This is a genomic window from Echinimonas agarilytica (assembly GCF_023703465.1).
Classification (GTDB): Bacteria; Pseudomonadota; Gammaproteobacteria; order Enterobacterales; family Neiellaceae; genus Echinimonas; species Echinimonas agarilytica.
Map to the genome: position 1 here is coordinate 1 of NZ_JAMQGP010000008.1, position 25483 is coordinate 25483.

Here is a 25483-nt window from a genome sequence, read left to right on the forward strand (position 1 = left end):
AGATTGTCTTGCTAAATTGTTAAAGAGCGTCGCTTCGGCGTTGCCGTTGCGGGAGGCGTATAATACGCTTCCGGTGGTTAGTGTCAAGCGATTCAATGAATCTTTTTTGCTAACCGATTTTCTTCACCGCTTCGGGCTGAAGCCTTAACTTCTAACGTTGCCGCCTTGCCCGTTGCTGTGGGGGCGCATTTTAGAGACACAGCTCACAGAGTCAAGTAAGAATCTATAATTTTTTTCTAAGTGTCGATAATCTGTCCAAATCCGGTGCGAAATGCTGCATTTTTGTTAACTGAAGGCTAATCCTTCACTGCAGTGTTCGATTTTCAACCGGATTTTCATATACAGACCTAGAACCAGGTGATAATAAAAATGAACTCTTCAGTGCAATCGAGACGTTTAGGATTTGCAGTAATGGCAGCCGTATTGTTGGCAATCGTTGCTAAATTCTCATTCTCAACCTTAACCACTTATCTTGCTCCAGATTGGACAACCGCAATTATTGCATTAGTCGCAGCGTTAATTACTGCTGCTATTGCAAGCTCTCGCGGACAAACAAGTGAAGCAGTGCAAAATTCACGTACGTTATATGTAGGCAACCTGCCATATCGCGCAAACGAGGCCGCTATTAGACAATTGTTTTCTGAGCACGGCCAAGTTTTCTCTGTGCGATTAATGAAAGATCGTCAAACCGGTAAGCGCCGAGGCTTCGGCTTTGTCGAAATGGCGGAGGATGATGCTGAAAGTGCAATTTCTGCTCTCAACGAAAGTGAATTCCAAGAGCGTACTTTAAAGGTACGTGAAGCGAAGGATAAAAACGCGAAGTAGTTCGCACATCCTTATAAACAGGCCGAGCTTAAAAACCTCGGCCTTTTTTATAACCTAATCTCACAAATACATCCTGTATTCGCTGGTTCGCAACATCGTTACTCGTTGAATAATACACCCGCCGCCCAATACATTGACCTTCCGGTCGAACAGACAAAACACGCTCAAGTTGTTTGGCCACCGCAATACCTGAGTCCACAAAAGTGACTGGGTGGGCGATGGCAACTTTGAGAAACCGCCTTATAAGTGGGAAGTGGGTACAACCTAGCACGACTGTATCAATCGTCGGTTGGATATTAATGTCCTTTACTATTTCTGCCAGCGCTGCGGCTGAGGGTTCCTCCCCCAATAGAAACTGCTCTGCAATTCGGACTAACTCTGAACTACCAATTAACGTGACGCTGCATTGCATCGCATAAGTTTGGATGAGTTGATGCGTATAAGGGCGATTTACTGTCGCTGGGGTTGCGATAAGAGCGATGTGCTTACTCTTTGATAATTGTGCCGCAGGTTTCATTGCTGGCACCACACCCACTACTGGGATTTTGAGCACATCACGCAAGGACTCCAATGCAACTGTACTCGCTGTATTGCAAGCAATCACGACAGCATCAGCATTGATCTGTTGTGCCAATGTTGGAATTAACAGGCATACGCGTTCAATTACGGTCGCGGGATCTAATTCACCATAAGGAAAAAATAGGCTGTCTGATAGGTAATGACATTCTAAAAATGACAATCGTTTTGATATTTCGCGCTGAATGGACAAGCCACCGACACCGGAATCAAATATAATCACTTTTTTCGGGTTCACTACAACTCCATTTCGCCAATCTGATGCACAATGTTAGACATGGCCTTCAATGATATAAGACTTTGCCCGTTTTTTACGGGGTACACTATGGCAAATACAATAGACTATCAGCAACAACTTCAAGCCAAAGCGGCTCGTATTACACAACAATTCGCCGATTTGACGCATTCAGAGCTGGAAGTCTTCGATTCAGTTCCTAGCCACTATCGTATGCGTGCTGAATTTAGAGTTTGGCATGAGGGTGATGATATTTACCACATCATGTTCAATCAGGAAACCAAACAAAAGTATCGTGTTGACGCTTTTCCAACAGCCTCAAAGCTGATTAATGATGCCATGCCTCGGCTGCTTGATTTAATTCGAGATAATCGAAGTCTTCGCCACAAACTGTTCCAAGTTGATTACTTATCATCGCAACAAGGTGAACTGTTAATTAGCATGCTGTACCACAAACAGCTTGATGATGAATGGCAGAAGCAAGCGCAACAACTCCAACAGCGGCTGTCTGAATTTTGTCCCACCTTTATTATTGGCCGCGCTCGTAAACAGAAAATGTGTTTATCACGCGATTATGTCAATGAAACACTTAACGTTCATGGCCGTCAGTATGTTTATCGCCACGTAGAAAACAGTTTCACACAGCCCAATGCTGTTGTTTGTGAAAAGATGTTGGAGTGGGCCATTGATTGTACCCGTGATTCTAAAGGTGATTTGTTAGAACTGTATTGTGGCAATGGCAACTTTTCGATTCCGATGAGTCAGAACTTCAATCAGGTTCTGGCAACTGAGATTGCGAAACCTTCGGTGGACTCTGCACAAATCAACATTGCCGCAAACAAGATCGATAATTTACAAATTGTCCGCTTATCCAGTGAAGAGTTTACTGAAGCATGGACCGGCAAGCGTAAATTTAAACGCTTAGCCGATATTGATTTAGAGCATTATGAACTGAACACTTTATTTGTAGACCCTCCACGCTCAGGGCTAGATGAAGAAACGCGTGAGATGGCAAAAAACTTTCAAACCGTTATCTACATCTCGTGCAACCCTGACACTTTATACCGCGATTTGGATGACCTCAAAGACACTTATACAGTACAACGTTTGGCGCTATTCGACCAATTTCCATTTACCCATCACGCTGAAATGGGTGTATTGCTCGAGCGCAACGCGTAACTAATGTCCGTCGCTAGGTGCGACGGTCTCTCAATACCGCGGTGGTCGCACCACGGGCAATCAGTCGTAATTGATTAATCAGGCGGTCGGAAAGTTCTTTTCGATCGTGGTTCGGTAAGTCGAGTGCCTCAGCTCCCGCATTGAAGACCAGAATCACCATGGCTTCTGCTTGAGTCATGGCTAACTCACGCGAACATTTTGAATAGGCTTCCAAGTAGTCTGCCAGCTCAGCCACAAAATGACGAATCTCGCGGTTCACCGCAGCACGAAACGCGGCAGAAGTGCCGGAACGCTCGCGAAGTAGCAGTCGAAACACATTCGAATGGTTCTGCACGAACTCCATGAAAGTCTCAACCGATATACGAATAATGCTTCCGCCGTCGGCGATCCGCTGCCGTGCTTTTCGCATCAATTGGCGCAATGCAAGGCCAGCCTCATCCACCATCGTCAGGCCTAGCTCATCCATATCTTTGAAATGTCGATAAAAAGAAGTAGGCGCAATGCTCGCCTCTCTTGATACTTCGCGAAGACTAAGACCCGAAAAACTACGTTCAGCGCTCAATTGGCTAAACGCGGCATCGATAATCGCTCGACGCGTTTTCTCTTTTTGTTGGGCTCGCACTCCAGACATACAGCATTCCACTTACCAAAAAAGGTGTTTCGATTCTAACCAGAATATTGGGTCACGTCAGCGAATCGTTAAACAAATATCCGTTATGTCTCAAATTCAGTGCCCGCAATCATGAACTCAAGCTTGATCAACACCGCTGAGTCAGGTTTAATGAGCGCACACTTGTTAGCTGAAATATTTTTACGATGAAAAAACCTGCCATTATATGGGCCAACGTTATCCTTTTCGCTGGAACCTTCCTCGCAACCATTACTTTGGTTCCTTGGTATGGCCTAACTCACGGATATAGCGCACCTTTATGGATCGCCACAGTGCTTTGCTTAGGTTATTGCGGCATGTCGATAACGGTGGGTTATCATCGTCTTTGGGCGCACAAAACATTCGACGCACATCCGTTCGTTCGGTTTGTTCTGGCCATAGGCGGAGCTTTTGCACTGCAGAATAGCGCTTTGCACTGGAGTTCCGATCATCGCGTGCACCATCGCCATGTTGATCACACAGAAAAAGACCCCTATGCGGCGCCCAAAGGTTTTTGGTATAGCCATATTGGGTGGATGCTTCGTGAATACCAACCTCTACGTTATTCGGACTACAGCAATTGCCGAGACTTGCAAAAAGATAAAATCGTTATGTGGCAGCATAAATACTATTGGCGATTAACTTGGGCTTTAAACTTAGGTTTACCTTTATTGTTAGGATGGGCGTTAGGCGATGCCATTGGTGGCTTCTTATTGATTGGTGTCACTCGACTCGTTTTGAGTCATCATTTCACTTTCTTTATTAACTCTCTTGCTCATATCTGGGGTAAAAGAACATATACAGAAAAAAACTCAGCCCGTGATAACGGCTTTTTGGCCTTCTTAACCTACGGTGAGGGTTACCATAATTTTCATCATTTGTTTGAATACGACTACCGCAATGGCATTCGCTGGTATCAGTTTGATCCCAGCAAGTGGTTTATTTGGACCATGAATAAATTGGGCCTCACCAGAAATTTAAGAACTGTACCTAGCGAGCGTATTCTAAAAGCCAAACTAGATTTACAAAAACAGCGTTTAGAAACACAGTTGGATTTAGTCGAACAGACCGAAAAAATGCGTGAGTCATTGCAAGCTGAATACGACCAAATGATTGAGAAAATGCTCGCCTTTTACGCAGTCAGAAAGCGTTTATTCACCTTGAAGAAACGTAAGTTGAGCGACACATGCCAACACGAATTGGAAGAATTAAACGAAAAACTCGATTCGCTCAAAACAGCATTTCAGCAGCAACAACAACGCTGGCAAGAAATTGTTTCACAGGTGAAGGGCTTACAACCAGCTTGATCACTCGGATTTAACACCTAGTCCTGATAAAATGTCGCCAAACTAAGACCAACGCGGCATATCAGGACTAAACGTGAGCAAAAAAGAACAACAATCAACCTCAGTTCCTACCCAGTTTGATTATGATGCAATTGTAATTGGTACTGGCCCTGGCGGCGAAGGTGCGGCCATGAGCCTCACTAAACAGGGCCTTAACGTCGCCGTTGTTGAACGCCACAGCGACGTCGGTGGCGGCTGTACTCATTGGGGAACTATCCCGTCTAAAGCGCTGCGCCATAGTGTAGAACGACTGATCGAATTCAATAATAGCCCGTTGTTTTCAAGCCGCCGAGAAACTTTGCATTTAAAGTTCCGCGATATTCTCGCACATGCTCAAGGCGTAGTAGGTAAGCAAATTCGCATGCGTCATGGCTTTTATGAGCGAAATGGCGTACGCATTATTCACGGCGAAGCGCAGTTTGTAGATGGCCATGCCATTGATGTGAAACGTTCCGATGGCACCACCGACCGCATTACCGCAAAGCAATTTGTGTTGGCCACAGGGTCTCGCCCCTATCGTCCAGCAGATATCGATTTTGAGCATCCGCGCGTGTATGACAGCGATAGTATTTTGAACATGAAGCACGATCCTCGTAGCATCATTATTTATGGTGCGGGTGTCATTGGTTGTGAATATGCATCCATTTTTCGTGGTTTAAACGTCAAGGTAGATTTGATCAATAGCCGCGACGCTTTGCTTTCATTCTTGGATGCTGAAATATCAGATGCATTGAGCTACCACCTGCGTAATAACGGTGCCATTATTCGCCACTGTGAAGAATACGAAAGCGTGACAGGAGATGAAACTGGCGTGGTTGTTAAGCTCAAATCGGGTAAACGCATGCGTGCCGATTGCTTCTTGTTTGCCAATGGCCGAACCGGCAACACCGATACTCTTAATCTCGACACCGTGGGTGTGGCAGCCAACTCTCGCGGGCAAGTCAAAGTGAATGAGCACTATTGCACTGAAGTCAACAACATCTATGCAGTGGGTGATGTGATTGGCTATCCAAGCCTTGCAAGTGCGGCCTACGACCAAGGACGAATCGCAGCAGATGCCATGGTATTAGGCAGTTGCGAAACCAAACTGATCGCAGATATTCCAACGGGTATTTATACCATTCCTGAGATCAGCTCGGTGGGTAAAACCGAGCAAGAACTCACTGAATTGAAAGTTCCCTACGAAGTAGGCCGTGCTCAATTCAAACACTTAGCTCGGGCACAAATATCTGAGCAGCCTGTGGGCACACTGAAAATTTTGTTCCATCGTGACACAAAAGAGATCTTGGGTATTCACTGCTTTGGCGAGCGCGCTGCAGAAATTGTTCACATTGGCCAAGCCATTATGGAACAAAACGGCAGTGGCAATAACATCGAGTATTTTGTGCATACCACATTCAACTATCCAACCATGGCCGAGGCATATCGTGTTGCAGCCTTAAATGGTTTGAATCGCCTGTTCTAGTCGGACAGAAAGTTCAGCTGCCTTTAAAAAAGCCACCTGAAATTCAGGTGGCTTGCACGTCAAATTGAAATGTCTTCGCAATTCAGCTATCGGTAACGAATCACGTCTCCCCATGGGTAATCCGCATCCGCTACCACCATAAAATTAGGGTTTTCCAACGACTCTCGCTCGTTATAGCTCAGCGGCTCTAACGCTAAATTAGTGACTGTTCCGCCAGCTTCCCGCACAATACATTCAGCAGCTCCTGTATCCCATTCGCCAGTTGGGCCAAAACGCACATAACAATCGGCAGCACCTTCCGCCACCATGCAGCTCTTCAGTGTGCTACTTCCAAATGGAATAAATTCTGTGGGTAAATCTGAAGGAATACAGTCGGTAATCACTTCTAGTTTTTGACGGCGACTAATTGCAAAGCGCAATTTACCGATATCTTCACCCGCTAATTTACGAGCACTAATATCTGTTTGAGTGCCTTTCGCGTCGCGCTTGAATACGCACTTCCCTTTCACTGCGGCATAAACCACCCCGGAGATGGGGGCGAATATAACTCCCATAACCGGTTGGTTATTTTCAATCAGTGCGATATTGACTGCAAAGTCGCCACTGCGCTGGATAAATTCGCCGGTTCCATCCAACGGATCAATCAGCCAATATCGGTGCCAATGTTCACGCTCGGCGAGTGGCAAGATTTCTTCTTCTTCCGACTGGATAGGGTAACTGACAGCTAACTGCTGTAACCCCGCCATAATAATATCGTTTGCAGCTAAGTCAGCCGTAGTAACTGGTGTATCGTCACTTTTCTCAAGTGCTTCAAAATCACCTGACTCATAAATAGCGGCAATTGCTTTACCCGCTTCGCTTGCAAGTTTAATCACAGGCTCTAAAAGCTCAATCAGCTCCATTTGTAGTCTCCCATAAACCAAGCAAACGAGCGGCCAGCATGAGGGCGTTCACGCTCCGCGCTTCGGTAAATTCATCACTATCGAGTAGCTGCTGCCAATGATTCAGCGGCCACTTTACAATCACGAGGGGTTCGGGTTCGTCGCCCTCTAATTTAGATGGGTATAAATCATGTGCCATTAATAATTGCATATGTGCGGCAAAGTAACTTGGGGCCAAGGTGACTTTTTTTAATGGAGTGAGACGCTTGGCGCCAAGCCCTACTTCCTCTTGCAACTCGCGTAACCCAGCCTGTTCTGCGGTTTCGCCAGCATCAATGAGCCCTTTAGGGAATCCAAGCTCGTAACTCTCGGTACCTGCCGAATACTCTCGAATCAAAATGAGATCACCGTCTTCCGTAATCGGTACGACCATCACAGCACCTCGGCCATTTCCACCTAGGCGTTCGTATTGCCGAGTTTCACCATTTGAGAACTCTAAATCCAATGATTCAATTTGAAATAATCGGCTTTTTGCCACCACGCGTCGTGCGTGAATGGTGGGCAGTTTCAGCTTTTGGAGATCCATTTCGTCCATTTCTTTTTTGATTCATTGATCTGCGGTTAAAAACTTGCTTCCATTACACCCAATTCCCAATAAAGATTCCAGTGTTATGCCTCAATGGTCCACCATAAAAACCGTGTTACTTGACATGGACGGCACATTACTCGACCTTCACTTCGATAATCACTTCTGGTTGGACTACTTGCCAGAGTGTTATGCGAAAGAAAAAGGAATGTCGAAACTTGAAGCCAAACAATATTTAGAACGTGCTTATCAGCAATTACAGGGTAAATTGGAGTGGTACTGCCTCGATTATTGGAATGACCGGCTGGGTCTTGATTTAGTGGCTTTGAAGCGCGAAGTCGCTCACTTGATTCAAATGCGCCCAGACGCAATTCCTTTTTTAGATGCACTTAAAGCCTCCGGCCGTCGGGTGATATTGCTAACCAATGCACATCCGGGCAGTTTAGCGCTAAAAGTTGAACTCACCTGCCTCGACCAACACATCGACACATTGCTCACCAGCCATCAATTTGGCCAACCCAAAGAGCACCAAGACATGTGGACGCAAGTCTGTGAGCAATACGATATCAATCCAGCCGACACCCTTTTCGTGGATGATAGTCTGTCAGTGTTAAAATCCGCTGAGCGCTTTGGTATTCAACATCTGTTAGCGGTTGCGAATCCAGATAGCAAAAAGCCATCAAACAGTGTTGATGACTTTGAATCTACAACCGACTTTAGAACGCTGATTGACGATATCAAGCGCCACAGTCACTCCGATGAATCATCACACTAGAGCGGGCCGTCTAAATTAATCAGATAACTGCCATCCCCCTTGGGGGTGGCAACAAATCGCAACATTTGCTCAAGGCTTTGTGGAAACTCTCGGCCCGGCTTGAGTGAACCATCTACAATAAATTGGCCCTCTGCCAATGTCCCTTTCACGTCCAAGCCCAAGACGCGACCATCATCAGACACATCTGCCACAACATTACCCGCATTACACGATAAGTTGGCGCGCGTATCGTCCAGTTTCAGTGGGTTACTGACACTTGTGCTGGCAACCGTTGGCTTCACCCAAGTGAGTTTACCGTCCAATTGTTCACACCAAGGTTCGCCTTGGCTGGCAGTGGCAATCTTGCCAACTACATAACCGCCCAACCTCAACTGGAGTTGCACTGGCGCAAATTCAGACGCCACGTTCGCGGGCATTTCAAACTCTAAGTTATTCACAAACCAACCTGACGAGCTTGCTCCGACCGTGCCATCCAATTTGATGTTACTCATGCTGCTTTGGCCAGCAACAACATCCAATTCCAATGTTCCGGCGAACATAGACCCGGGATTGACGGTCCAAAACACATCATCAACGGTACGCCCATTCCAAGACACCCGGTTCGCACGCCCATTCCAAAACGATCCAGATACGCCCGTTACTTGCAGGCCTTTGGGCACATCGACGAGCCAGAGACCAAATTGAGCAGGGAGCATCATGATGAAGAAAATGAGGTATAACGTTGCCGCTAATGCCAACCACTTCCACTTACTCATTAAAGCGACCTCAATAATAATTTGCGAACTTCAACGTGCCCAGGAAGGTCACCACGGCTCACATCTGCAGAAACTACAGCGACACGCTGTTTTTCAAGGGTCTGCACCCATGTCATGAATGAGTTAAAGTCTACACTGTCGATACGAACATTCACTTCATCTTTTTGCGGCTGAATACGACTTAATTTAATGTTGAGCTGACTCGCTGTGCGGTTAATGCGCTGCGAGATACTACCCGACACTTTGCTTGCGGCCGACGGCTTGGTATCACGAGACAAAATCACACGGGCGGCACTGCGCTGCATCCAAATCAGATTATCCTGTTGCGTTTCTACTCGCTGTTGCGCTTGCTCAACGCCGTCATGTAGGGGCTCCCAGACCAAGACATAAAATAACAGCAAGCCAAAGAATACACCCATCCCCGCAACTAATTGACGTTCTCGAGGTTGAAGTTGTTCCCAACGTTCCCTCATGATTCTTTCCTCACTGTAATGGTTCCAGTTACTTGATCATTCTTAGAGTTCAATGCGCCCAACTCAGCCGAGTAACCATTGCCGATGGCAGCTTTTAGTTGCTCGAACTTCTGGAAATCTGATCCGGATGCTTGGATACGAAGTTCCTGACGCTTTTCATCATAGCGCAATGACTGAAATACAATGCCTGAAACAGAACGATATGCAGGGCCAATATCATGCAAGAACATCAATAGACCACTGCTTGCACCATCGCCCGAGCCAAGCTGAGCAAGCTTGCGTTTCATTTGCACTTTAGGGTTGTTAACCCGCTTTTCATTCGGAAACGCTATTTTGTAAGTTTTCACGATCTCAGCACGCGTGACAGTTTCAATGTGCTTAAATTCGCTCAACCGCAATGCCACCCCCGATAAATACAACACCAGCGCTACGCCAGCCAACACAGCAACATTCAACCAAGGACGCCAAGGTTGTTGCCCACGTTGACGACGAATTTTATAGTCACCAGCACGCAAGTTACACGCACTATTTATAGCGCCATTGACCAACGCTGACATGGGTAATTCAGGTAAATCGACATGCGCCTCAATCAACGGGCTAAAGGTTTCAGGCCACGGTGTGAAACTGGTGATTTCAACATGTTCCAAGTCTTGCGATGACAACCAGAACTTGGCCATCATTTCATTTTCAAAACCTAATGCAATTCCATGCGCTTGCCGAACAAGCCAATGATCTCCAACTTGGACCATATGCCAGTGCGTACTTTCATCATCGCTAGGCTCCTTTACATCGGGTAAGGCTAAAAATTCAGGTAGCACTTTACCTACTGCAAGTCCCGCACGGCTAAACCAAGAAAGCCACAAATCCATTTTGGCATGGCTAACATAAGCCACATCGACAGTTTCTTCGTGCTGTGCAAAGTGCACCAGATGAATCGCATCGATGTCTTCGGCCAACTCATCTTCGAGCATGTAAGGCAAGGCGGCCAACGCCTGCCGACGGTTTTTCTTTGGCACAGGTAATCGACGCACCGCACAATCCACAGCGGGTGCTAATGCAATCACTTCTCTTCCCGAAAAGCGCTGTTCTAGCTCATGCAAGTTGTCGGCGTTCGCTATTTCACCCGAAGCAATAACTTCTTGTGATTGCGTTGACCAGACCAACCAAGGCATGGACTCAGAAGCCTGACTCGCTAACCTCAGTATCAGGTACTCGTTCACCTTGTCCTCCAAAGCGGCGGCTTGTTACCGCCCATTCGCTACTATTACGCTTCAATGTCGATTGCGTATAGAGTGTTGTTCCAGAGTCGAGTCGTGTTTCAGACTCCACTAAAAAATGTTCGGAAAGCACCGTAAATTGGCCTTTCACTCGGTCTGTCACGCCCACACCACTTAGTGCAGCGGACGCAAAAAAATCTTCAATCGAGTCATAGCCATCTGATGGCCTATCACTGATCAGTTGCTCTGCTTGTTCACGCGTTAGGTTCGGTGTGAACATCGCCATAAATACCTGCGCTTTCTCAACAGTGTTGACGTTGATTTGCTGACGGCTCGTTCCCGGTATTACGCACACGTAATTCCATATTTTTTTCACCGCTTCTCGTGTGAAGCCATTAATCGCTCTCATTTCGCCAACATCCGCTAATGGCCCATTCGCCGCAAGGTAAGGCTGAGAACGGCTAAGATATTCGCTATCTTCCGCACCGGTGCTTTGGTCCACATAGTCATCAGCATCAAGCCAATCTTGGAGCGAGTCCGCCATTATTTCCGCTTGATAACTCTCAACTTCGAGCGCTTCAAGCAAAGCCAAAAACTGCTTGGCGCCTAAATTACGTTCGCCGGTTTGACGCAGTTCAGCGACTTCACTCTCGAGCTTCACCACGCCGTTTAGATTAAAACAGCCTTGTAAGTCTTTAATGCGACCGGAAAACATCCCCCCGTTTTCAAGCGGGAAGGTCACATCACCGCTGGCCCAGTATTGCTCTAAATGACTTTTTTCTGAGCTGTCACTAAAGTCCTGATCCAATACTTTCTTAGCAAAGCCTTCGGCACCAATATTTACCCACTTGGCATCATTCAGTGTCAACATTGCTGAGGTCCGACGCAACTGAACTTGAAGTCGTTCACTCATTTGAACCGCAATCAAGGACACTATTGCAACCACCAATAGTACGGTGATTAAAGCAACGCCTTTATGTTTATGTGGTGGCAGGTTGCGTGGCTTCAAGCTTTGCTCCTGTCATCAAAAACACCCAACGAATCTCGCCAAATGCGTCACTTTCTAGCGTCACTTCAATGGCTTTGGGAACTTCGCGTTCCACTGTCCAATTGTTTTGCCATGTGGTGCCGCGATAGAACTTGTATTTCACACTTTCAATATTTTCCAACAACACTCGAATCTTGGGTTCTGTGCCGCCTGCAACATCTGGGTAGAGCGTGTGCAAACGCTCTAAATTGCCCTCTCTTAACCGATAAACCACACCTTGTACATTGCCACGAGGCAATAAATGGAATGGATTGGTCCATCCGTGCCGAGTGAATGCAACACCTTGGCCTTCGGATTCCATTAAGTTTTCTTCTGCACGAAAAATGTAGGTGGAGGGTTCATTCCCATCCAGCCGATTTTGACGTACCGCTACCTGCAAAAAATCGCGTTCCATAGTCCAGTATGCACGCTGTAAAAGTTCTAGCTTTTCACTATGGCGCATGGACGATTGGTCGGCTTTTTGTACCGTTGTTAAGGTAGATAATGCAGCGACCCCTAGCAGGGCAAAAATTGCCACGGCAACCAATATCTCTAAGAGTGTAAAACCTTGACTCTTCATGGCTTCTCTACAAAACCGGTGACTGACGCAACCACATACTTGCCGGCAGCATCCGAGCTGACATTGACCATGACTGACGACAACCATTGGTTGCCCGTATCTTCAACCTTTACGGTGTAGTAGAAGGTTTGTTCTGCTATATCAGATGTTCCTTTGAGTTTACCTTTGGCAGATTTCTGACCCGGCTTGTACGTGAGCTGAAACTCAACCAGCTGATTCTGTGCGACCCAGCTGGCTAGCGTTTTATCCATCAGCCGCGACTGCGAGCGAAGGTTTTGCGACGTGGCGGTAACGATACTAATCGCTGCATAGGCAAACACGGCCAAGGCAACTAAAACTTCCAACAAGGTCATGCCGCGAGATTTATTCACTCGTCTACCTCATCACGCTTTAATTGCACTTTATAAGTGAGGCCTTCCACAATTTCTGATACTGGCTCGTCATCTTCAGAATCCCAGGTGAACTCCAAACTAAAGTCAGTGAACTCTCCAAAGCTATAAATGAAGACCTGCGGCATCAGCTTTTCTTCATCTTCATCATCAGCAAACACATCTTCGAATAAGCCATCACTTTCAAACATGCTCTGTTCTTCCCAATCTAAACCTTCAAGGGAAAGCTCTAGCGTTATTTCTTCACTAAGCTGATGTGTTTGCAGCGCTTTGTCGTTGGTGATGGGTATCCATTCCGTATCTTGCCAACGTACAAATTGATATTCATTTTCGGCCACTAAAAGGCCAAGTTCCTCGCCCGTGAGCATAGCCCGGTCGGTGGCCATCGTCATCGCAATACGAAATCGTTGCGCTTCTTTAATCAGTTTTTTTTGGGAGCTATTGCCCCCCATAGACATCACAAGGCCGGTCGCTACTGTTGCCATAATGGCCAGCACTACCAACACCTCCATGAGCGTAAAGCCATGCGGTCTAAACTTCATACTTAACGGAAATCCTGCAGGTTCCAATTGCCAATATCTGCATCAGCATCTTCTCCACCTTCTTCACCATCAGCGCCCAAGGTATAAATATCGACCTTGCCATTGGTGCCCGGGCTTTCATACAAATAAGGATTTCCCCAAGGGTCAACTTCCAAACGACGCAAGTAACCTTCTTCTGGGTAATTACGCGGCTCAGGTGAACTAGTTGGGCGCTCAACTAACGCTTCCAAGCCTTGTTCTGTTGTGGGGTAACGGTGGTTATCGAGCTTGTACATGTCCAAAATCTCTTCAAGCTTGGCAATATCTGACACCGCTTTTTGAGTTTGCGCTTTGCCTGTGCTTTCAAGTAATCGCGGCACAACCATACTGGCCATCACGCCAAGAATTACGATCACAACCATCACTTCAAGAAGGGTAAAACCAGATTGGCGTTGAGGTTTGTTGTTCATATTATTTATCTCCTTTTATGGCTTAGTTTTACTAGCCGACTAAATTTTGCATATCGAGAATAGGTTGCAGGATTGCAATGACAATAAACAAAACCACTGCGGCCATTAACACTAATACCAAGGGCCCTAAGAGGCCGAGTGCAATGGTAATTTGAGAATCAAACTCGCGATCTTGGTTATCAGCAGCGCGCCCTAACATTTGTTCGAGTTCACCACTTTTTTCACCACTCGCGATCATGTGAAGCATAATCGGTGGAAATAATTTGGTTTCTTGCAAAGAAGCTCGCAGACTGGAGCCTTCTCTGACACGTTCAGTCGCTTTTACCAGCGCTTGTTTCATATGCAAGTTTAGTAGCACGTCGCCAGCAATCTTCATGCTCTCAAGCAATGGCACTGAGCTTGCCGTTAGAATACTCAACGTACGCGCAAATCGGGCAGTATTCATACCGCGCACAACCTTTCCAATAACCGGTAATTTGAGTTGCACTCGATGCCATTTCAGCCGATTTGATTGAACTGATAAATATCGTTGAACACCGACTGCAAACAGCATTGAGCCAATTAATACAAAGATGCCGTAGTCGATGACAAAGTCGCTCGCTCCCATCAAAATCCGCGTCGCCAAAGGTAATGTTTGCCCCATGGTGACAAACTGCTCAACAACCTTCGGAACGACAACAGCAAGCAGTGCGCTGACAACGGCAATGGCAATGACGGTCAAGACTATGGGATACACCATGGCCTGGGTCACTTTGCCTTTGGTTTCATCGCGCTTTTCAGTAAAGTCGGCTAGTCGATTCAGGACTGTATCCAAGTGACCGGATTTTTCGCCAGCAGCAACCGTCGCACAAAATAATTCATCAAAGATTTGAGGAAAACCACTCAAACTATCAGCCAGCGAATACCCTTCAAGCACGCGCGCGCGCACGGCCATAATCATGCTACCCAGCTTGGCTTTTTCACTTTGCTGAGCAACGGCATGCAAACTTTCTTCAAGCGGAAGACCAGACGCGACCAGAGTTGCAAGTTGACGAGTGATCAGTGACAGATCCGCGGTGGAAATTCGGCCACGAAAGCTCTTGGTTTGCGCTTTGCTATCATTGGTTTTGCTTTTTTGGCCTGTAACTTCCGATACTTCGGTAGGCATTAAGCCTTTTTCACGCAAGCTTTGGCGAGCTTGGCGTGCTGTGTCAGCTTCTTCTATTCCTTTAACAGGCTTACCCGCCTTGCTAATGGCTTTATATTGAAATACCGCCAAGTGCTATTCCTCGCGCGTCACTCGCATCACTTCTTCGAGCGTGGTTTCACCACCCATCACTTTATCGAAGCCGTCATGTCGAATACCTGGACAGTGTTCGCGTGCCAAACGTTCAATGCGTTGCTCTGTTTCACCGTTGTGAATCATTTCTCGAATTTCATCGGTGACGATAAGCAGTTCATGAATTCCGGTTCGGCCTCTATAACCTGTTTGATTACAATGTTCGCAACCTACTGCTCGATATAGAATTTGATCTTTATCTGCTGGCATATCCAGTAACGCGAGTTCGCTCGCATTCGCTGCATACGGTTCACGACACTCGGTACACAAGGTACGCACTAATCGCTGGGCAAGAACACCCAACAGGCTCGACGAGAGCAAGAAAGGTTCTACACCCATATCATGCAAACGAGTAATGGCACCCACCGCTGTATTCGTGTGCAGCGTAGACAACACTAAGTGGCCAGTTAAAGAAGCTTGCACCGCGATTTGGGCGGTTTCGAGATCTCGAATCTCGCCAACCATTACGACATCAGGATCCTGACGCAAAATAGCGCGCAAGCCGCGGGCAAATGTCATATCAACTTTATTGTTAACGGGCGTTTGACCAATACCTTCAATGGCATATTCGATCGGATCTTCAACCGTCAAAATATTGCGTTCACGGTTGTTAATTTGGGTGAGCCCTGCGTACAAGGTGGTACTTTTACCGGAGCCGGTAGGACCCGTCACTAGGATAATCCCGTGAGGCTTTTTGAGGGTTTCGGCAAAATTGTCATGCACAGAGCGTGTCATGCCTAAACTCTCTAAATCGAGCTGAGCCTGATTTTTGTCGAGCAAACGCATGACCACTCGTTCGCCATGACTCGACGGCATGGTTGAAACACGCACATCAACAGCTCGGCCTGCAATTCGAAGTGAAATACGGCCATCTTGCGGCACGCGCTTCTCAGCGATGTCTAAGCGCGCCATCACTTTAATTCGAGAGACCAATAACGATGCCAGCTTGCGATTAGGTTTTAGCATTTCACGAAGAACGCCGTCGACTCGGAATCGAATAACTAAGCTTTGCTCATAAGTTTCAACGTGAACATCCGATGCACCAAATTTAATGGCCTCGCCTAACATTGCATTGATCAATTTAATAATCGGTGCATCGTCATCAGAGTCGAGTAAATCTTCTGTTTCAGGTAGTTCTTCAGCAAGGGTATAGAAATCGGCATCATTTCCGATATCTTCCATCAATTGCTGTGCCGCTCCAGAATCACGTTGATAGAACTCAGTCAGCTTTAATTCAAACGTTGCTTCATCTATTTCGTTCAAGACTAATGCTTGGTCAGCAATACGGCGCGACTCGGCAATATACTGCCATTGCGCGCCATTTCGGTAGTACAAAGTAGCGGGCTCTTCTTGCAAGTCCAGCAATACGCCATACTCACGCGCAAATGGGAATGGCAGAACAGCATGAGGCATTGTTTCTACTACACCTTGCTCCGACTCCACCAACGCTTCTGCTGCGCTCGGTTCAATCGTTTGCTGTTCACTCATCGGTTGCTTTCTCTAGCGCTTTGAGCTGTTCTTCTGATTCTAAATACTTAGATTCCTTCAGATCTTCCCAGCTCGGCAATACAGGAATTTCTTTGTTGATGATTGGCAGTTCATTTTCGCCTGTACTCAGTTGCTGTGCTCGCATGTAGTTGTACTTACGGTGGCTCACTGAGCTCATGGTTGCTGCATCGCGCACAATCGTAGGACGAATAAACACCAAGAGGTTGCGTTTGCGCTTACTCGTTGAAGTTGATGTAAAGAGTTCGCCTAAAATTGGAATATCACCCAACAATGGCACTTTAGAAATACTTTCTTGCGCATCTTCGTCAATCAAGCCTCCTAATACGACAGTGGCGCCATTATCTGCCATGACTGTTGTTTTAAGTTCACGCTTATTAATCGTGATATCCACAGCAGTGGTGCCACTGACGCTTGATACTTCTTGTTCGATAATGAGTTGAACAGCATCGCCTTCGTTGATTTGAGGCGTGACTTTCAATTTAACACCCACTTCCTGACGTTCAATGGTTTGGAACGGGTTATCGTTCGATGAACTCGACGTTGCACCCGTCAAAATTGGAACGTCCTGACCTGCAATGAAGAAGGCTTCTTGGTTATCCAACGTTGTCACAGACGGCGTAGATAAGATATTTGAATTGGTCGAGCTTTTTACTGCTTGGATCACCGCTGCCCAGTCGTCTTTAATCACGCCTAGCATCATGCCGTTAACTTGCCCCAACAAACCCGCCAGCAACGTATAATCGCCCGGAGTCACATCATTGTCGGTACAACCTTCGCTGCTACAAGTATTGTTTGCAGGTTGATCTTCGGCTTCTTTCTTACCGGCCCACAAGCCAGCAACAGGCACTTGAGTGCCATCGGTCCACTGCATCACACCAGCATCTTCACTGAAGTATTGAATACCTAAACTGGCTCCATCACCTTCCATGATTTCAACAATAATCGCTTCAATATGAACCTGAGCACGACGAATATCCAGTTGACGAATCACAGCTTCCAATGACTGCATCATCGAAGGTTCAGCTGTAATCACAAGCGCATTACTGTCTGCATGTGATTCGATGTTAATTTCTTTTTGTTTCCGCGTATTTTTAGCGCTACCGCCTTGTTCTTCAGAGGCAATACTTTCACTGACTCCTTGAAGCACGCCTACCAAGTCTTCAGCATTGGCGTATTTGAGATAAAAAACTCGCGTGTTACCACTTGTTGCCAGCTCTTTGTCGAGACGCTTTATCAAATTCACAATGCGAACGCGGGCTTTTTCTTCACCGCTTACAATCACGCTGTTGGTGCGCTCGTCTGCCACTAACTTAGGCACTAAAAAATCAGCTGAATTTTGCTTGCCGCCGGATCGATTTAAGCTTTCAACAATGCGAACCATTTCAGCCGCAGATGCATACTCGAGATCAACAATATCAACATGCTGGTCACCAGCTTGGTCAACTCGGTCAACGATGTCGACCAAACGATTTACGACAGCGGCTCGGCCTGTGATCATCAATACATTTGAGGGGTCGTAGTGGACTACGTTCCCGCCACCAGCATTGTCGTTCAATTGACGTAAAAGCGGGGCCAACTCACGAACAGACACGTTATGAACAGGAACAACTCGAGTTATAAATTCATCGCCTTGCGCGAAACCATCTTTACCAATCACCGGATTAGGTGCGAACTTGGCATCTTTATCCTTCACAATTTTCAACACGTTGTTGTTCATTTCAACCGCTGCAAAGCCGTAGACTTCCAACACATTTAAGAAAAATTGGTAATACTGATCTTCGCTCAGCAAGTCATAGGAGCGAACGTTTACTTTACCCCGTACCGCAGGGTCAATAATGACGGTTTTATTGAGGTTCTTGCCCACGATATTAATGAACTCATTAATATCCGTTCCTTTAAAACTGGCCGTGTATTCAGCAGCAAATGAGGCAAAAGCAACGCCTCCCATAAGTGCGGCAAATAACGCCCGACGTGCCTGACGCAGAGCAGGCTTGAAAATTTTATCGTTCATGATTTTATTTCTAATAATGGTCACAGCGCAGGCAACTCGAATAAGAATTCATACAATTGTCCGTCTCGCTCGACCGTGAGCGCCAAATCGGACATCGTTTCTAACTCCTGCATGACAGCAGCAGTTTGAGAAAGATCGGTTAAATCATAACCGTTTAAAGCAACAGCTAAATCTCCAGGTTTCAGACCTGCAGATTCAAAAATCTCTCGATCAACACCCGGATTCACACGGAACCCTTTAAAATCAGTACCTTCTCGTACCGGTGAGATCTTGATGTAATCAGTGAGCTTCGCGACTTTGTCGGCGGGTGACATGGATGGATCACCCACACTCGCAAGTGCCGCTTTAAGTTTGGGATTCACCGTTCTAGCGGTCGCCCGTTTAGTCGTTGCTCGCTGAGTGGCTTTTTTCGGAAAGTTATCTTGTAAATACTCATCGTCGAGCATCAACGTTTCAAGCACACCGGAGTTGCTAATAATGACTCGGTCTGGATAAATATTTTTAATCGATGCGCGTGTACCTTCAATTCGGTCATCCACACTATATGTAGCCTGACTGCCTTTGGAATCAATGACAGCCAAACCAATTTCAGGGTCCATCGTCGCAACCACGCCTGTGAGTTTCAGATTGAGTTTAGTTTCGGGCGCATCTTGAACCTCAACAATTTCAACCTGCTCAGCTGGCTTACTTTCACCAAATAACGACATAGCCTGCAATGCACTAACGTCCAGTTCCTCTGCTTTTTGAGCACTGGCTTTTTGTGGAGGAATCCATTCTCCTTTGCTGTCAGCGTTCGGTAACAAGATACCGGTCAGTTCAGCCAACAGATAGGCAATTAACACAACCAGCACGGCTGTCATTGCTAAGCGAACTTTTGCGACCGGTATGGCCGACAACCAAGCTTTCGTTTTTGCTTCCCAAGTCATTCAACTACATTCTTGTTAATATTGTGCCTACAGGGCGCAATTTTCTACGACTAGCCATGTTAAACGAGCGGTAGAAATGCAACAAGCGCAGATCGCGCTGTCCCGATGCGAAATTGTAATAATTCTGGTACTTTCACAGTACTCACATCACAAAACGTTAAGTTTATGACTGAAAGTTCTAAAGTACGCCTCGACAAATGGTTGTGTGCTGCCCGCTTCTACAAGACTCGAGCGCTTGCTCGTCAAATGGTTGAAGGCGGTAAAGTACGCTATAACGATCAACGCAGTAAGCCAAGCAGAAGCGTCGATATAGGCGCTCTAATCCGCATCACAATCGGTCAAATTGAAAAAACAGTTGAAGTCAAAGGGCTGAGCGAAGTGCGTCGAAGCGCTCCTGAAGCACAATTGCTTTACCAAGAAACCCCTGAAAGCGAAGAAAAACGCGCGCGACTCAAAACTCAACATCAACTTGCCTACCAAACTCGCTTGGCGCCGGAGCATAAGCCCGATAAAAAGCAACGCCGAACACTACTTGGCTTAAAGGCAAAACAACTTTAAAGGCGGAGTCTAGCTGACGAACAGTGACACTTATATGACAGCCATCGCGCGGTAATCATTTCAGCACTATAATTAACTTCAACAGCATTAATTTCCAGCGCTAAATGCCTGTCAATTCAGCCAATAATAAATTTTAATAACAAATTATTACGAAAATTTCCACCACCTGGATCTTTTCGGTACACTCCAATCATTCAGAGCTTTAATTTTCATCGCTCTGATCAATAAAGGAATCGTAGAGTGATCCAAAGTAATTCAGACAAACTGCATCGATATCTGTTTGAAAAGCGTCATGTCCGTGGCGAGCTTGTGCAATTGCATAGCACTTACGCACGCATGTTAGAAGGCCACGACTATCCTCCAGTCATATCAGAAATGCTGGGGCAAGCCCTAGCCGCAACTTGCTTACTCACGGCAACATTGAAATTTGAAGGTGAAATTACCGTTCAAATCCAAGGCAACGGCCCTCTTTCTTTACTTGTGATCAACGGCAGAAATGATCAAACCATGCGCGGCATTGCGCGAGTGCAGTCACATGTCTGCGCCGATTCGAGCTTTCAAGAAATCATTGGTCAAGGCCAGATGGTCATCACCATCTCACCAGATGAAGGCGAACGCTATCAAGGCATTGTTCCTTTAGAAGCCGACACATTTACCGGCTGCATTGAGGACTACTTTGCCCGCTCAGAGCAATTACCCACAAAACTCATGCTCTTTGCTGATGTTGAATCACAACAGTGCGGTGGCTTGTTGGTGCAAGCATTACCCGGAGATCAGGCCGAAAAAGAACAAGACTTCGAGCACTTGAGTGTTTTGTCGGCCACGCTCAAAGCAGATGAAATATTTGACTTAGAAGCAGAGCAACTTTTGTTTCGTTTATTTCACGAAGAAGAAGTCACTCTTTACGAACCGCAAACCGTCGCATTTACTTGCAGTTGCTCACGCGAGCGTTCTACCTCAGCTCTCTCTGCAATGGGTGAACGAGAACTCTCCAAATTGTTTGCGGAACAAGAGAAAATTGATATTCATTGCCAGTACTGCAATAGCCATTATGTCTTTTCACAAGAGGATTTACCGGCGTTATTTGGTAAGACAAATTTAAACATTCATTAAGGAAAGAATTTGCGCTGTGTGGTTTGCAGCGCTTTTGTGACGTTGATCGGTACCCTGACCCGAAAACGCCTCATTTATTGATCTAGCCACAAGAAGCTAGGCAGTCAGGGGAGAACAATAATAATCAGAACTAATAAAACGAATAGAACAAAAAATTACCAAATCCCTACACAAAAAAAATTAGGAGAACGACATGATTGTAGACGCTCCAATAAAGAGTCTTGATCTCAGCAAATACGGCATTAACGATGTTGTAGATGTAGTCCATAATCCGTCTTATGATCAACTTTTCAATGCAGAAACAGACCCCACACTACAAGGCTATGAACGCGGCGTAGTAACAGAGTCTGGCACTGTCGCAGTTGACACAGGCATCTTCACAGGCCGCTCACCCAAAGATAAGTTCATTGTTCGTGACGACGTCACGCGCGATACTCTGTGGTGGTCTGATCAAGGTAAAAACGATAATAAGGCAATTACCCCTGAAGTCTGGAACGATCTTAAAAAGCTCGTCGTCAGTGAACTCTCCAACAAACCTCTTTACGTGGTCGACGCTTTTTGCGGCGCCAACCCAGATACTCGCCTCAAGGTTCGCTTCATTGTAGAAGTGGCATGGCAAGCTCATTTTGTCACCAACATGTTCATTCGCCCAACCGAAGAAGAGCTTGAAGCATTCGGTGAGCCGGACTTTGTGGTGATGAACGGGTCCAAAACAACCAATCCAGATTGGGAAAAGCACGGTCTTAATTCAGAAAACTTTATTGCTTTCAACATGACCGAGAAAATGCAAATCATCGGTGGTACTTGGTACGGCGGCGAAATGAAGAAAGGCATGTTCGCCATGATGAACTACTACCTTCCTCAAAAAGACATTGCATCCATGCACTGCTCTGCCAATGTCGGCATGGACGGTGACACCGCAATCTTCTTTGGCTTGTCTGGCACCGGTAAAACAACACTGTCTACCGATCCAAAACGAGCGCTCATCGGCGATGATGAACACGGTTGGGATAACGGTGGTGTCTTCAACTTTGAAGGCGGTTGCTACGCGAAAACAATCAAGCTCAGCAAAGAAGCTGAACCTGATATTTACAATGCAATTCGTCGTGATGCACTGCTTGAAAATGTCGTTGTTCGCGATGATGGCAGTGTTGATTATGATGATGGTTCGAAAACCGAAAACGCACGCGTGTCGTATCCCATTCATCATATCGACAATATCGTTAAGCCAATATCTAAAGCAGGCCATGCGAACAAGGTGATCTTCTTAACAGCGGATGCATTTGGGGTATTGCCACCTGTGTCTAAATTGACACCAGAGCAAACCAAATATCACTTCCTCAGTGGCTTCACTGCTAAGCTTGCTGGCACGGAGCGTGGCATTACTGAGCCTACGCCCACATTCTCAGCATGTTTTGGCGCAGCATTCTTAACGCTACACCCAACCAAATACGCAGAAGTATTAGTGAAGCGTATGGAAGCAGCGGGTGCAGAAGCTTATTTGGTGAACACTGGATGGAACGGCACAGGCAAACGTATTTCAATTCAAGATACGCGCGCCATTATTGATGCCATTCTCGACGGTTCAATTGAGAAAGCTGAAACCAAAGTGATTCCATTGTTCAACTTGGAAGTGCCAATGTCGCTGCCAAATTGCGATAGCAAGATTTTAGATCCTCGCGATACTTATGCAAATCCAGCAGAGTGGACCGAGAAAGGTGAAGATCTTGCTCAGCGCTTCATTAAGAACTTTGCGCAATACACTGACAACGATGAAGGTGCATCACTCGTTGCAGCGGGGCCTCAGCTCAAATAGCTAGCGTTCTAATATTCACTCTCAAAAAACCCGCAATTGCGGGTTTTTTTATACGTGATGATGAATTGAATTAAGCCCTATACATCATTTAGTCGAGCGGTAATTCGATTCGAGCCACCAAGCCGTGCTGCATGCCATTGCTCAAAGTAACATCGCCACCATGCGCTTGAATAACCCGTCGAATAATAGCTAAACCTAAGCCACTTCCCTCGGTTCCACGGGCATGGTCGCCTTGCGTAAAGGGTTCGAATACAGACTCCAGTTGATTTTCTGGAATGCCTTTGCCGTGATCAACCACTTCTAACCACACTATTTTACGTTGCGCGTCAGATCCGACTTTAAGTTCAACAGGCGGTTCACCGTGACGAATCGCATTTTCAATCAAATTGGTGATGACTCGCTTGATTGATATTCGACGTAAAGGAATGTCGGGAATCTTCGGCTCTGAGTAGAGAGAGATATCAATATCACGCACCTCTTCGGCCTGTACCACTTCGGCGACCAAATCACTGAGCTGTCCGTATTCTGGTGCTTCGTCTTTATGATGACGAATGTAGTCTATGAATTGGTCGATAATGGCGTTCATGTCATCAATATCTTGCACGATGCCTTCACGCAGCCAAGTGTCTTGATCCGACATCATTTCGCTAGATAAGCGAATGCGGGTTAAGGGGGTTCTTAAATCATGAGACACGCCTGCCATGAGCAGGTTTCGATCACTTTCGAGTTGGCGAATGCCATCAGCCATGCGATTAAATGCGCGAGTCACCTCCACCACATCTTGCGTACCACTCTCACTCAAGGGCTCGGGAATGTCACCACGAGCTACTTTCAGCGCCGCTCTTTGTAAAGCCTTTAGCGGTCGATTCAATTGCCGAGCAAACAACCATCCACCCAAAACACTCAATACACCAATCACGGTTAAATACATGGGTAAAGGCGAAAAATCGCTTTCTTCAAGCTGTTTCATGGGCACTCGCAACCACAGCTCTGGCGCCTGCGGTGGGTTTACCCATACGATATAATTCAACCCTTGCTCGATTCTAACTTCAGCATGCCCCCCTAATTCATCACTCATTTGATCGGACAATAAATCATACGGGCTGGCATCATTAAGCCCAGCTTTTTCCGCCATTGGCTCCAAATAAAGTTCAATTCCGGTATTGTCCAGCAAACGTAATTTAAGATCGTTGGAAAGTTGACGATTACCAGGAGTCCGGTCGTCGAGTACAAGACGCACTTGGTTAGCAATCAAGTGCATGATTTGTTCATAGCTTGGCTTAATGACATACAAGGCCACAATCAGGTAAGACACCACCTGAGTTAGCAGCAACAAGCTACCAATCAATAATACCGTTTGACCAAAAGCACTACGTGGCCCAATACGAATCATTAAACACCACTTCCATCAGGAACGAACACGTACCCTAAGCCCCATACAGTCTGTAAATAACGCGGGTTGGAGGGGTCTATTTCTAGCATTCGGCGCAAACGTGAGACTTGCACATCAATCGAACGTTCTAATGCTGAATAGTCCCGACCGCGTGCTAGGTTCATTAACTTATCACGCGACATCGGCTCTCTGGGGTGAGTCACCAAAGCTTTGAGTACCGCAAATTCTCCACTGGTTAAGGTCAGTGGTTGGTCATTCTGGCTCATTTCTCGAGTGGCTAAGTTCAATTTAAACTCACCAAACTCAATAATACTTTCTTCGGTCGCAGGTGCGCCGGGTACATCTTGAGTCCGACGGCGGAGCACCGCTCGAATACGCGCGAGTAATTCACGCGGGTTAAACGGCTTAGCTAAATAGTCATCGGCGCCTAATTCCAAGCCAATAATCCGATCGACTTCATCACCTTTGGCGGTCAGCATAATGATAGGCAACTCATTTTGTTGCTGACGCAAGCGTCGGCAAATCGACAAGCCATCTTCTCCGGGCAACATTAAATCCAGTACCATCATGTGGAAGTTTTCTCGCTCCAATAAACGATCCATCTGCTCACTATTGGGCGCAACACGAACCACATATCCTTGCTCTACTAAGTAGCGCTCTAGTAGCGCTCTTAATCTCATGTCGTCATCTACGACCAGTATCTTCGTACTTTCCTGAGTCATTACAGTCTCCTTTATACACCTTCACTATAGAGCGCTTTAATACCTTGGTGCAAAACAACAAATGCAACGACTCTGAGACTTTTGTTACAAATTGTTCGTACTCAGATCAATTAGGCGTCGTGATACGTGGAGTTCAGGCCCCGCACATCGTATGCTTGAGCAGTTAAT

General features: G+C 46.4%; 26 protein-coding genes. 8 read left to right on the plus strand and 18 right to left on the minus strand.

Going from position 1 to position 25483, the window contains the following annotated elements; genetic code table 11:
* Window positions 1-369 precede the first annotated feature (369 nt).
* Window positions 370-825: an RNA recognition motif domain-containing protein gene (locus tag NAF29_RS14570; protein WP_251262361.1), complete on the plus strand. Its 456-nt coding sequence runs from the start codon at window positions 370-372 to the stop codon at window positions 823-825.
* A gap of 28 nt (window positions 826-853) precedes the next feature.
* On the opposite strand, the gene murI is transcribed toward NAF29_RS14570, so the two are convergent.
* A complete protein-coding gene (murI, locus tag NAF29_RS14575; protein ID WP_251262362.1) occupies window positions 854-1639 on the minus strand; it encodes a glutamate racemase in 786 nt (261 codons plus the stop codon).
* Between the two features lie 87 nt (window positions 1640-1726).
* Between murI and trmA the strand changes: the two genes are divergently transcribed.
* Window positions 1727-2815 carry a tRNA (uridine(54)-C5)-methyltransferase TrmA gene (trmA, locus tag NAF29_RS14580; protein WP_251262363.1) on the plus strand — a complete coding sequence of 363 codons (1089 nt, stop codon included), beginning with the start codon at window positions 1727-1729 and terminating at the stop codon, window positions 2813-2815.
* A 13-nt stretch (window positions 2816-2828) separates the two neighbouring features.
* On the opposite strand, the gene fabR is transcribed toward trmA, so the two are convergent.
* The gene (gene fabR / locus NAF29_RS14585) at window positions 2829-3446 is read right to left on the minus strand and encodes an HTH-type transcriptional repressor FabR (protein WP_251262364.1); all 618 of its coding nucleotides are present in this window, start codon (window positions 3444-3446) and stop codon (window positions 2829-2831) included.
* A gap of 185 nt (window positions 3447-3631) precedes the next feature.
* Here fabR and NAF29_RS14590 point away from each other — a divergent pair, with 185 nt between their 5' ends.
* Complete coding sequence (locus tag NAF29_RS14590; RefSeq protein WP_251262365.1) at window positions 3632-4771, plus strand: fatty acid desaturase; 1140 nt, start codon at window positions 3632-3634, stop codon at window positions 4769-4771.
* Window positions 4772-4844: 73 nt separating this feature from the next.
* The gene (gene sthA / locus NAF29_RS14595; protein WP_251262366.1) at window positions 4845-6275 is read left to right on the plus strand and encodes a Si-specific NAD(P)(+) transhydrogenase; all 1431 of its coding nucleotides are present in this window, start codon (window positions 4845-4847) and stop codon (window positions 6273-6275) included.
* 86 nt (window positions 6276-6361) lie between these two features.
* On the opposite strand, the gene cysQ is transcribed toward sthA, so the two are convergent.
* Both cysQ and nudE read right to left on the minus strand, forming a co-directional pair.
* Window positions 6362-7177, minus strand: a complete 816-nt coding sequence (gene cysQ / locus NAF29_RS14600) for a 3'(2'),5'-bisphosphate nucleotidase CysQ (RefSeq protein ID WP_251262367.1) — start codon at window positions 7175-7177, stop codon at window positions 6362-6364.
* A complete protein-coding gene (gene nudE, locus NAF29_RS14605) occupies window positions 7164-7742 on the minus strand; it encodes an ADP compounds hydrolase NudE (RefSeq protein ID WP_251262368.1) in 579 nt (192 codons plus the stop codon). Before nudE ends, cysQ begins: the two co-directional genes overlap by 14 nt.
* Before the next feature lie 85 nt (window positions 7743-7827).
* Here nudE and yrfG point away from each other — a divergent pair, with 85 nt between their 5' ends.
* Window positions 7828-8517, plus strand: coding sequence for a GMP/IMP nucleotidase (gene yrfG / locus NAF29_RS14610; protein WP_251262369.1), 690 nt, complete (start codon window positions 7828-7830; stop codon window positions 8515-8517).
* On the opposite strand, the gene NAF29_RS14615 is transcribed toward yrfG, so the two are convergent.
* Genes NAF29_RS14615 through gspC form a run of 12 tightly spaced genes read right to left on the minus strand, consistent with a single transcriptional unit; the run spans window position 8514 to window position 19713 of the window.
* Window positions 8514-9272 (minus strand): type II secretion system protein N, encoded by a 759-nt coding sequence (locus NAF29_RS14615; protein ID WP_251262370.1) that lies wholly within the window; start codon window positions 9270-9272, stop codon window positions 8514-8516. The genes yrfG and NAF29_RS14615 overlap by 4 nt on opposite strands.
* Window positions 9272-9745 carry a type II secretion system protein M gene (locus tag NAF29_RS14620; protein WP_251262371.1) on the minus strand — a complete coding sequence of 158 codons (474 nt, stop codon included), beginning with the start codon at window positions 9743-9745 and terminating at the stop codon, window positions 9272-9274. The genes NAF29_RS14615 and NAF29_RS14620 overlap by 1 nt, the downstream gene beginning before the upstream one ends.
* Window positions 9742-10965 (minus strand): type II secretion system protein GspL, encoded by a 1224-nt coding sequence (gene gspL / locus NAF29_RS14625; RefSeq protein ID WP_251262372.1) that lies wholly within the window; start codon window positions 10963-10965, stop codon window positions 9742-9744. Before gspL ends, NAF29_RS14620 begins: the two co-directional genes overlap by 4 nt.
* Entirely contained in the window at window positions 10922-11971 is a 1050-nt protein-coding gene (gene gspK, locus NAF29_RS14630; RefSeq protein WP_251262373.1) for a type II secretion system minor pseudopilin GspK, read from the minus strand. Before gspK ends, gspL begins: the two co-directional genes overlap by 44 nt.
* The gene (gspJ, locus tag NAF29_RS14635) at window positions 11943-12569 is read right to left on the minus strand and encodes a type II secretion system minor pseudopilin GspJ (protein ID WP_251262374.1); all 627 of its coding nucleotides are present in this window, start codon (window positions 12567-12569) and stop codon (window positions 11943-11945) included. The genes gspK and gspJ overlap by 29 nt, the downstream gene beginning before the upstream one ends.
* A complete protein-coding gene (gene gspI / locus NAF29_RS14640; RefSeq protein ID WP_251262375.1) occupies window positions 12566-12940 on the minus strand; it encodes a type II secretion system minor pseudopilin GspI in 375 nt (124 codons plus the stop codon). Before gspI ends, gspJ begins: the two co-directional genes overlap by 4 nt.
* Window positions 12937-13500, minus strand: a complete 564-nt coding sequence (gene gspH / locus NAF29_RS14645; protein WP_251262376.1) for a type II secretion system minor pseudopilin GspH — start codon at window positions 13498-13500, stop codon at window positions 12937-12939. The genes gspI and gspH overlap by 4 nt, the downstream gene beginning before the upstream one ends.
* 2 nt (window positions 13501-13502) lie before the next feature.
* Window positions 13503-13949: a type II secretion system major pseudopilin GspG gene (gene gspG / locus NAF29_RS14650; RefSeq protein ID WP_251262377.1), complete on the minus strand. Its 447-nt coding sequence runs from the start codon at window positions 13947-13949 to the stop codon at window positions 13503-13505.
* 31 nt (window positions 13950-13980) lie between these two features.
* The gene (gene gspF, locus NAF29_RS14655) at window positions 13981-15207 is read right to left on the minus strand and encodes a type II secretion system inner membrane protein GspF (RefSeq protein WP_251262378.1); all 1227 of its coding nucleotides are present in this window, start codon (window positions 15205-15207) and stop codon (window positions 13981-13983) included.
* A 3-nt stretch (window positions 15208-15210) separates the two neighbouring features.
* Window positions 15211-16755, minus strand: coding sequence for a type II secretion system ATPase GspE (gene gspE / locus NAF29_RS14660; protein WP_432763237.1), 1545 nt, complete (start codon window positions 16753-16755; stop codon window positions 15211-15213).
* Window positions 16748-18787: a type II secretion system secretin GspD gene (gspD, locus tag NAF29_RS14665; RefSeq protein ID WP_251262379.1), complete on the minus strand. Its 2040-nt coding sequence runs from the start codon at window positions 18785-18787 to the stop codon at window positions 16748-16750. Before gspD ends, gspE begins: the two co-directional genes overlap by 8 nt.
* A 20-nt stretch (window positions 18788-18807) precedes the next feature.
* Entirely contained in the window at window positions 18808-19713 is a 906-nt protein-coding gene (gene gspC, locus NAF29_RS14670) for a type II secretion system protein GspC (protein WP_251262380.1), read from the minus strand.
* Between the two features lie 165 nt (window positions 19714-19878).
* Here gspC and NAF29_RS14675 point away from each other — a divergent pair, with 165 nt between their 5' ends.
* From NAF29_RS14675 to pckA, 3 genes are all read left to right on the plus strand, one after another.
* Window positions 19879-20271: an RNA-binding S4 domain-containing protein gene (locus NAF29_RS14675; protein WP_251262381.1), complete on the plus strand. Its 393-nt coding sequence runs from the start codon at window positions 19879-19881 to the stop codon at window positions 20269-20271.
* Between the two features lie 243 nt (window positions 20272-20514).
* Window positions 20515-21384 carry an Hsp33 family molecular chaperone HslO gene (gene hslO, locus NAF29_RS14680; protein ID WP_432763238.1) on the plus strand — a complete coding sequence of 290 codons (870 nt, stop codon included), beginning with the start codon at window positions 20515-20517 and terminating at the stop codon, window positions 21382-21384.
* Window positions 21385-21595: 211 nt separating this feature from the next.
* Window positions 21596-23200: a phosphoenolpyruvate carboxykinase (ATP) gene (gene pckA, locus NAF29_RS14685; protein WP_349665592.1), complete on the plus strand. Its 1605-nt coding sequence runs from the start codon at window positions 21596-21598 to the stop codon at window positions 23198-23200.
* Window positions 23201-23288: 88 nt separating this feature from the next.
* Here the strand turns inward: pckA and envZ are convergent, their stop codons facing one another.
* Entirely contained in the window at window positions 23289-24593 is a 1305-nt protein-coding gene (gene envZ / locus NAF29_RS14690; protein ID WP_251262384.1) for a two-component system sensor histidine kinase EnvZ, read from the minus strand.
* On the minus strand, window positions 24593-25315 hold the full coding sequence (gene ompR / locus NAF29_RS14695; RefSeq protein WP_251262385.1) for an osmolarity response regulator transcription factor OmpR: 723 nt from the start codon (window positions 25313-25315) through the stop codon (window positions 24593-24595). The genes envZ and ompR overlap by 1 nt, the downstream gene beginning before the upstream one ends.
* Window positions 25316-25483: the final 168 nt, after the last annotated feature.